Source organism: Rubripirellula obstinata, from assembly GCF_001642955.1.
In the GTDB taxonomy this organism is placed as follows: Bacteria; Planctomycetota; Planctomycetia; order Pirellulales; family Pirellulaceae; genus Rubripirellula; species Rubripirellula obstinata.
This window is the reverse complement of sequence record NZ_LWSK01000063.1, coordinates 24,280-33,563: the sequence shown is the minus strand read 5'-3', so window position 1 is coordinate 33,563 and position 9,284 is coordinate 24,280. Positions and strand designations below refer to the sequence as shown.

Genomic DNA, 9,284 nt, shown 5'->3' with positions numbered 1-9,284 from the left:
TGGGCATCGCCCCGCGCGTTACGCCCCGCATGGACGCGCGGGGCGATGCCCACGCGGTTAAACGGTTTAGAAACCCTTCACGGCGTTGGACTGAACCCTGGCGGTATCAGCTACGTTTTACAACCGTCTGTAAATCAACAAGCCGTGTAAAGTAACGGTTATGAGATCGATCCTTGATGTCTTACGCGAATTGCTGCCCCAGTGTTTCGAGCCGTCTGGTTTCGAGCAATCCAATGCGAACGGTCGGGTGGAGCCTGTCGGTGGCGGATCAATCAGTGACGCTTGGCATGTTTGGTTGCCAGATCAGCGACAGCTTTTTGTAAAGAGTAACAGCGAAGACTTTCTGCCGAATTTTCAGGCGGAAGAACGAGGGCTCGCTGCGTTGTATGAAGCAGCCCAGGACAATGATGATTTGAAAGTTGCTAGGCCGTTGATGGTTGCCGCGGCGCGATCCCGATCCTGGTTAGTGATGGATTGGATTTCTAGCGATCGACCGGCGAGTGATTTCTTCGGTCGGTTTGGACGTGGGTTGGCAAAGCTGCATCATGCGACTCTGAAACCGTCCGATGATCAAAATCGAATCGGTTGGCCAGCGGATAATTTTCTGGGGTCGGCAAAGCAGGTCAATGCAAAGGCCGAGAACTGGCCTGGGTTTGTTGCCGAGCATCGGATCGGGTACCAGATTCGTTGGGCCGTGGATCAAGGATTGGCGGATCGAGCGCTGGTTCGTGACTGTGAATTGATCATGCAGCGGATGGATTCACTGCTTGACGGTCGGCAGGACACGACGTCGTTGCTGCACGGAGATTTGTGGAGTGGGAACTATTTGGCCAGCTCCGACGGCGCGGCGGTGATCATTGATCCGGCGGTCTATTACGGATGTCGCGAGGCAGAATTTGGGATGCTGAAACTGTTTGGTGGCTGTCCGGATGAGTTTTACCGGGCTTACGATGACGAGTTCCCAATGGCTGATGGTTGGCAAAAACGTGTCAGTGTCTATGTTCTGTATCACCTGTTGAATCACTTGAACCTGTTCGGCAGTGGATATTTGTCGCAGTGCAAATCGACTGCGGCGGACGTCCTTCGTTAAGAACAAGTGATTTATAGTCGCCTTTCGCTCCGCGAAAGTGTGCTCTGACGTACTTTCGCGGAGCGAAAGGCGACTATCTTTAGTCACCCAGCCACCTGAAATCTGACCATGCTTGCCGCTCGTATCATTCCTTGCTTGGACGTTCATGAAGGACGCGTTGTCAAAGGAACCAATTTTGTAAACCTTCGCGATGCGGGTGATCCTGTCGAAGTCGCACGGCGATACGAACAGGAAGGTGCCGACGAGTTGGTGTTTTTGGACATCACCGCTAGCCACGAACAGCGCGACACGATCGTGGACGTGGTTCGACGGACTGCCGAAGAGATCTTCATGCCGTTGACGGTCGGTGGCGGTGTCCGAACGATCGAAGATGTGCGCACGTTGTTGTCAGCAGGCTGCGACAAAGTTTCGATCAACTCGGCCGCATGCCAGGATCCTGATTTTGTCGCACGTGCGGCTGATCGTTTTGGCAGTCAGTGCATCGTGGTCAACATTGATCCCAAACGCGTGATCAAGGACGGCGAAGAAGTCTGGGAGGTTCACATCAACGGCGGTCGCAAACCGACGGGATTGATGGCGGTCGAGTGGGCCAAGAAAGTGGAATCGCTTGGCGCGGGTGAAATTGTTTTGACCAGCATGGATGCCGACGGGACACGCGATGGTTACGACATCGAAATCACTTCGGCGGTCAGCCAAGCGGTCTCGATCCCGGTCGTTGCCAGCGGTGGCGCGGGTGGACCGCAGCACTTGGCGGATGCGATCAAGTTTGGAAAAGCCGATGCAGCCTTGGCGGCCAGCATTTTTCATTTTGGTGAATACACGATCGCTGAAACCAAGCAGGTGATGCGAGATGAGGGGATTGCGGTTCGACTTTGAGTGGCACCAAATCTTAAGCTTCAACTTAAACTCGAACCTAAACTTCTTAACGAGAATGAGAAATTGAGTTTTAGTTTTAGTTTAGGTTTAGGTTTAGGTTTAGGTTTAAGTTTGAGTTTAGGTTTTTGGTGGGTATGGAAGTCCTCGATCCCAGCGGCCGGGTTGACCTTACCGGCCTCTCCGCCTACACCAATGTGGCGGAATGGACGCCGCTTTGTTGATCCTTTTTCCGCCTCTTTAGAAGCTTTCGCCGTGACTGATGTTGTCCCCATTCGCACCGCTCTGATCAGTGTTAGCGACAAATTGGGTCTCGCCGACCTTGCCGCCGGTTTGCAGGCCTCTGGCGTCGAAATCTACAGCACCGGTGGTACTCGCCGTCACCTGGAAAAATCCGGCATCGACGTGCTCGATGTGGCTGAGTACACGAAATTCCCAGAAATGCTGGACGGCCGCGTCAAAACGCTGCACCCCAAAATCTTTGGCGGCATTTTGGCCATCCGCGATCGCGATGATCACATGGATGCGATCGAAGAGCATGACATCGTGCCGATGGATTTGATTGTCGTCAACTTATATCCGTTCGCTGCCACGGCCGCTCGTCCGGGTGCGACCCGTGATGAATGCGTTGAACAGATCGACATCGGCGGCCCATCGCTGGTCCGCGCCGCCGCAAAGAATCATGGCGACGTTGCCGTTGCGACTAGCCCGCAACAGTACGGCGAGATCTTGGCGCAGTTGGATGATGCTGGCGGCACAACATTAGAACTTCGCAAACAACTAGCAGCGGACGCTTTTGATCACACGGCAAACTATGACCGCGCGATCGCGGACTTTTTGTGCGGCGACACGATCGGTGGCGATTTCCCAACCAGCATGAATTTGTCGTTCAAGCGAAAGACGCAATTACGTTACGGCGAAAACCCTCATCAGCGAGCCGCCGTCTACGTTGATCCGACCGTTCGCAGCGCCAATTTGGTTTCGGCTCGCCAGATCAGCGGCAAGGAGTTGTCCTACAACAATTTGCTGGATTTGGATTCGGCATTGGAAATTGTGCGGTCGCTTGGATCGCCAGCGGTTTCAGTGATGAAGCACAACAATCCGTGCGGCGCGGCGACGGACGAAACCGTTGCGGAGGCTTGTCGCAAGGCGCTTGATGGCGATCCACTCAGCGCGTTTGGCAGCGTTCTGGGTTTCAACCGGACGGTGAATCGTGACACGGCTGAAATGTTGTGCGAGCCAGGTTTGTTTATCGAGGCGATTGTGGCACCGGACTTTTCCGCTGAAGCCGTCGGCTTGCTGACCACGAAACCAAAGTGGCGTGACAACGTGCGATTGATGCAAGTCGGGCGTTTGGATTTGCCAGCGTCGTCGATCCAACGGCGGTTCGTCAGTGGCGGCATGCTGGTCCAGGACGCCGATCGCATGACTAGTTCACCATTGCAATGGAAAACCGCAACCGAAACGGAAGTCGATCCCGAATTGTGGGACGACATCGCGTTCGCTTGGGAAATGGTTCGCCATGTGAAGAGTAACGCGATCGTGTTGGCGAAAGACACCTCGTTGGTCGGTGTGGGTGCGGGGCAAATGAGCCGCGTGGATAGCGTTGAAATTTCGATCGACAAAGCAGGCGACCGCAGCGACGGTGCTGTCCTCGCTTCCGACGCGTTTTTCCCGTTCCCCGATTCCATCGAAGCGGCAGCGGACGCGGGCATCGTGGCGATTATCCAGCCCGGTGGTTCACGTCGTGACCAGGACGTCATTGATGCGTGTGACAAGCACGGGATTCCGTTGGTGTTGACCGGGCGTCGGCACTTTAAGCATTGAGTTTTTTTATTCAGCGATAGGCGGGGTGAGTCCACGGCGGGGGGCCGCCATGCTACTTTTCGGCCCGAGCGTTGTGCTAGTCCCGCAGCGCGCGGGGCGATGCCCACGCGGTTTAACGATATGAATCCCAATGCCGTATTTCGCTGAGGCTCAATACGGCCTACTTTTGAAAACGATATGACCATTCTTGATGACATTCTGGTCAAGACGCGATTGACGATCGCGGCTGATCAAGCAGCGACGCCGACTGCCGAATTGGAAGCACGCGTTGCCGACATGCCGCCGACACGAGACTTTGTCGCGGCGCTTGCGGCGGGTGATCAAGTTCAGTTGATCGCCGAGGTCAAGAAAGCGAGTCCATCGGCAGGACTGATTCGCGAAGATTTTGATCCCGCGTCTTTGGCGCTGGCGTATCAAGATGGCGGAGCGGCTTGCATCAGCGTGCTGACTGACGAACCCTTCTTTCAAGGGTCACTGGACTATCTGCGGCAAGTTCGCGCGGCGGTCGATTTGCCGATCTTGCGAAAGGATTTTATTGTTGATCGTTACCAGTTGTTGCAGGCTCGAGAAGCCGGTGCGGATTGCGTTTTGCTAATTGCCGAATGCCTTGGCCCTGATGAAATGAAACGTTTGCATGACCAGGCAACTGAATTGGGAATGGCGACGTTGATCGAGTTATTTGATCCCGAGAATTTGAAACCAGTGCTTGCAACGGGGACTCGTTTGGTGGGGATTAATAACCGCGATCTACGCACCTTCAAGACCACGCTTCAGCACACCTTGGATCTTTGTGCACAGATTCCCAGCGACCGATTGGTGGTTGGCGAGAGCGGAATTCGCACTAACGAAGACGTTCTTACACTAGGTCGGGGTGGTGTAAAGGCGATATTGGTGGGGGAATCTTTAATGCGGCAGTCCGATGTGAGCGGTGCAACCCGCGCGTTGCTCGGGAATCCCTGAAATCTCTGCGTTTCAGTCGCGATTGGCGTCTGTTCAAGCGGTTACTGGGGATTAAGATCGATCGCACTGTGAACACTGATGTTGCCGTCACCGACCTGCCCGCCAACGAACTCGCCAAGAGGATTGTTGTTGGCAATGCGCGGATTGCCATCGTCGCAGCGATCTTTTTCTGCTTTGGCGTTTCAGCAACCGTTTGGCGAACCGTTCACCAGTATCAATCACCGGGTGCGTTTGATCACAGCCAACAAGGAATGTGCGATTTTCACAATGGACTGTACTTCCCGGGCCAGGCATTGATTCAGGGGGAGAGTCCGTATGGGCCGCAGTACGCCGATCAGTATCCGGTCGCTCGGCAGATTCCGTTCTTCTTGCCATCGGTGTTGCTGCTGCATTCGCCGCTATCGCTATTGCCATTGCATGTTGCGGAGGTTTTCTACTTTTCGTTCACGGTGCTGTTGATCCTGGGGATCTCAGCAATGGTCGCGTCTCTGTTAGCCGAGGCTAGGTCGACGCACCGAATAAGACTTGATCACGTTTTAGCGATTGCGGCGGTTACCATTCTTTCACGCGGCGGCCACATCACACTGTTCGATGGTTACTTTACGTTCGAGCTAGTGTTGGCAACTTTCTTGGCGATCCATTTTGGAAAGCGAAAGCCGTTGGTTGCTGCTGTCGCGCTGGCGTTTGTTGCATCCAAGCCGAATTACATTTTGGCACTCGGGTTCTTGTTGCTGTTTCGCGGCAACGTCAAGGCAGTCATCTGGGGTGCGGTATTCACTGTCATTGCTGCGGGTGTGCCAACATTGTGGTTGGCTTACAACGAAGGTGGCGGTGACCTTGGTGCGGGCCTTGAAACCTTGCGAGCACAGATCGAACAGAGCCAAGAAATTCATCGAGCACAGAAAGATGAATCGCCTGTCTACTCATGGACCCGAATTGATTTATTGGCGATTGTTGCGAAGTGGATGGGCAGTGATCCTCGCGAATTTCTGCACCTGGTTGTGATGGGATTGATCTTGGCTCCGGTGCTTTGGCTTCTGGACAAACGCCGCCGCCTAGGCATCGATGACGGGCTGTTGGGGATGACTGGGGCACTCATTCTGACCACAATGCTGGTCAGCATTTATCACCAGTCCTACGATGGCTTGCTGCTGATCGCTCCGCTTGCGGGGATCTTCTTTGGGGTGCAGGCAAAGACTTGGCGAGGCAAACCGGCTTGGGTTCGCTGGGTCGCTGCGATCTTGATGCTGGCACCGCTTTACAACTATTTATCCACACGCGTTGTGCTGGGAGCCTTGGGTTGGGGGCTGGAAGCAGGCGATTTTACGGGAGCCAGAATCTTCACCAGCATCAATGGCGTTGCGCTCGCAATTCTGCTTGTGCTGCTTTATTGCTTCGCAGTGCGGGAATCTAAACCGCAAACGGCGATTGTTGTCAGTGAATCTGATCGGTCTCAATAATCGTTAAAAAACTTGTAGTCATTGCATCTTGTGGAATGCGGTCACCCGAATCAAACTGTTCACCAGTCCAGGCACTGGGGTAAATTTCCCCCCGAATGAGATAGAGTTGCCTAGACGATCGCCAATAACACAAGCATTGCCCAAGCACAGCATGAGCCGCCCGAAGATGGACCCTCAAAAAGAAACAGTGTCGTCGCAACCAGCCAGCGACGTTTCCACAACGATGGACAGCAGAGATTCGATCCGCTTTCGTCCGTCAAAGATCTTCATGGCCTTGCCCGCCTACAATGAAGAAGAAGCGTTGCCTGAATTGCTCGAACGAATCGGCGAAGCCTTCGCTGATAGTAACCTGCCGTATGAAGTCATTGTCGTTGACGACGGCAGCAAGGATGACACCGCGAAAATCGTTTCCCAGATGTCATTCCAAATGCCAATTCACTTGGTGCAACACGAAGTCAATCAAGGTTTGGGTGTGACGCTGCGAGATGGTCTGCGAGAAGCCGTTGACCGTGCCGGCGAACGCGACATCATCGTCACGATGGATGCCGACAATACGCATCCACCAGGCTTGATTAACCGAATGGTCACGCTGGTCCACGAAGGTTGTGACGTTGTGATCGCATCGCGATTCCAGCCAGGTGCTCGCGTCGTGGGTGTGCCGATTGAGCGGCATTTCCTAAGCGTCGGCGCACGTGCGTTGTTCACACTCTTGTTCCCAACTCGCGGCGTTCGAGATTACACGTCGGGTTACCGGGCCTACAAAGCTTCGGTGATTCGCCAAGGGTTCGCCGAACACGGCGACGACTTTGTTGGCGAAACAGGTTTCTCTTGCATGGCGGACGTGCTGTTGAAACTGCGAAAGCAAGGCGTGTTGTTTGGCGAAGCTCCGCTGCGTTTGCGTTACGACCAAAAAGGCGGAGCCAGCAAAATGCAAGTCTTCAAAACGATGTGGTTGACTTTAAAATTGCTCGGTCGTCATCGCGTTGGAACCAAGTGAAGGTGAGCGAGTTGAATTCGGTTGAGAAGACAACAGACGCGGCACCACAGAAGTCTTGGTTGGTGATTGGTGGTGGAGTGATGGGGCTGAAGATCGCTCGTGATCTTCAGCAGCGCGGACAGAACGTGACCATCGCCGAGGCCGCGCCGACCTTTGGCGGTTTGACCAGTGCATGGACATTGGGCCAAACAGCCTGGGACCGTTTCTACCATGTGACACTGCTAAGCGATTCCAAACTTCGCGAATTATTGGATGAACTCGATCTGGAAAAAGAGATCGACTGGGTCGAAACCAAGACAGGTTTCTACGCGGGCGGAAAACTGCTTTCGATGAGCAACACCGCGGAATTTTTGCGGTTTCCGCCGCTTTCGATGATTGAGCGACTGCGGTTGGGCGGAACCATTTTCTTGGCGTCCAAGATCAAGAATTGGCGGCGGATGGAAAAGTTGTCCGTCGAAAAATGGCTGCGTCGTTGGTCGGGCAACGGAGCGTTTGAGAAAGTTTGGTTGCCGCTGCTAAAAGCAAAATTGGGCGAAGCCTACAAACAAACATCGGCTGCCTTCATTTGGGCGCATACCGCTCGGATGTACAAAGCGCGTCGTAGCGGCGCAAAGAAAGAAATGTTCGGCTACGTTCCCGGCGGGTACGCTCGGATCTTGGAAAGCTGGACCGACATGCTGGCACAGCGCGGTGTTCGTTTATTGGCGGGTCATCCGGTCCAAAGTATCCGTAAGACTCAGAGTGACGATGGAATCCTGGAAGTCGATTTTGGTGATGGCCGCGTCGAGAAGTTTGACAATGTTGTCTCAACGATTGCGTCGCCACTGATCGCGCGAAGTTGTGACGAGTTGACTGACGTAGAGAAAAAACAGCTAGAAGAAATCCGCTACCTCGGTGTCGTCTGCGCGTCGATGCTGCTCGAAAAACCGATCAGTCCTTACTACGTCACCAATATCACCGACACATGGGTTCCGTTGACGGCAGTGATTGAGATGTCAACGATCGTTAACTCCGAAACCCAACTCGGCGGCAAGCACTTGGTTTATCTGCCGAAGTATCTGCCAGACGACCACGATGGATTGAACGAAAGCGACCAGGACTACAAGGAAAAGTGTTTGTCGACGCTGGAGAAAATGTACGACCATTTTAGTCGCGACAATGTGATTGATTTCAAGGTGGCTCGAGCCAAGTATGTCGCGGCTCTCTCCACGATCGATTACAGCACTCGGTTGCCGCCGATTGTGACAAGCGTGCCGGGTTTCTACGCGCTCAATTCGGCGCACATTCTGGAAGGCAATCTGAATGTCAACGAGACCATCACGCTCGGCGAAACAAAACTAGAAGAATTAGTCTGGCCCGACTTTCTAAACCGCACTCTTCTTGCTTCCGCTGCGGACCACGGCAACCATCACGCGATCGACGGCAAGGACCTAGCCGTGTCGTCTACTTAGGAATTGTCCCGAAACAACTTCCGTACGTGGCGGGAAAGTTTTCGTAGCTGGGCCCGCCAGGGTTCAGTCGGGTACAGCTAATGATGGACTGAACCCTAGCGGGACCAGCTACGGGAAAATCAGGAAATCATATCGGGACAGGTCCTGGCCTGATGAAAATGTGTCGTTGTCAACTTCTGGCGACCCTTGAAAGTAGGCCGTAGCGAGCCATAGCGAGTTACGGCGTTGCGCAAATTGCCGTAACTCGCTATGGCTCGCTACGGCCTACATACTGGCGATCAGGGGAAATGTGCAGTTGCCACAATGCTTCACAGCGCTGCAGTTTGTGTTGTTTGCCATGGTGCAGCTTACCCAATTTGCTGCGTTGCAATGATTTTCATCAGGCCAGGCAGGTCCCTAGAATTGAGCGGGAACCGTTGGCGTTGCGGTCTACTTGTTCCGGCGTACTTCTGTGTGCCAACGACCCTCAGTTGGTGAGGGCATCCTCACGCTGACCTAACGGCCAAAAAACCTCGAAAAACCTGTTTCTCGGGTTTCAAGTGTCTTCGGGCGTTGTGCCTATTGGAAATTGCTGTTCCCGCTGATTTGGTACGCAATTCGCCGGGTGGTAGAGGGTATACCCCACC

Annotated in this window: 7 protein-coding genes; all 7 read left to right on the top strand. The window is 54.0% G+C overall.

Translation table 11 applies throughout. The annotated features are described in order from the left end of the window. Nucleotides 1-160: 160 nt before the first annotated feature. The 7 genes from RC85_RS15810 (at nucleotide 161) to RC85_RS15780 (ending at nucleotide 8,658) form a co-directional block, all read left to right on the top strand. Nucleotides 161-1,090 (top strand): fructosamine kinase family protein, encoded by a 930-nt coding sequence (locus RC85_RS15810; RefSeq protein WP_084422728.1) that lies wholly within the window; start codon nucleotides 161-163, stop codon nucleotides 1,088-1,090. A 108-nt stretch (nucleotides 1,091-1,198) separates the two neighbouring features. Further along, nucleotides 1,199-1,966, top strand: a complete 768-nt coding sequence (hisF, locus tag RC85_RS15805) for an imidazole glycerol phosphate synthase subunit HisF (protein WP_068264558.1) — start codon at nucleotides 1,199-1,201, stop codon at nucleotides 1,964-1,966. Between the two features lie 252 nt (nucleotides 1,967-2,218). Continuing rightward, entirely contained in the window at nucleotides 2,219-3,790 is a 1,572-nt protein-coding gene (gene purH, locus RC85_RS15800; RefSeq protein WP_068264556.1) for a bifunctional phosphoribosylaminoimidazolecarboxamide formyltransferase/IMP cyclohydrolase, read from the top strand. A gap of 177 nt (nucleotides 3,791-3,967) precedes the next feature. Further along, a complete protein-coding gene (gene trpC / locus RC85_RS15795; protein ID WP_068264555.1) occupies nucleotides 3,968-4,750 on the top strand; it encodes an indole-3-glycerol phosphate synthase TrpC in 783 nt (260 codons plus the stop codon). A gap of 68 nt (nucleotides 4,751-4,818) precedes the next feature. Further along, nucleotides 4,819-6,210 (top strand): glycosyltransferase 87 family protein, encoded by a 1,392-nt coding sequence (locus RC85_RS15790; RefSeq protein WP_149752914.1) that lies wholly within the window; start codon nucleotides 4,819-4,821, stop codon nucleotides 6,208-6,210. 223 nt (nucleotides 6,211-6,433) lie between these two features. Beyond that, nucleotides 6,434-7,207 (top strand): glycosyltransferase, encoded by a 774-nt coding sequence (locus RC85_RS15785; protein WP_235033507.1) that lies wholly within the window; start codon nucleotides 6,434-6,436, stop codon nucleotides 7,205-7,207. Between the two features lie 2 nt (nucleotides 7,208-7,209). Beyond that, nucleotides 7,210-8,658, top strand: a complete 1,449-nt coding sequence (locus RC85_RS15780) for an NAD(P)/FAD-dependent oxidoreductase (protein WP_235033383.1) — start codon at nucleotides 7,210-7,212, stop codon at nucleotides 8,656-8,658. Nucleotides 8,659-9,284 lie beyond the last annotated feature (626 nt).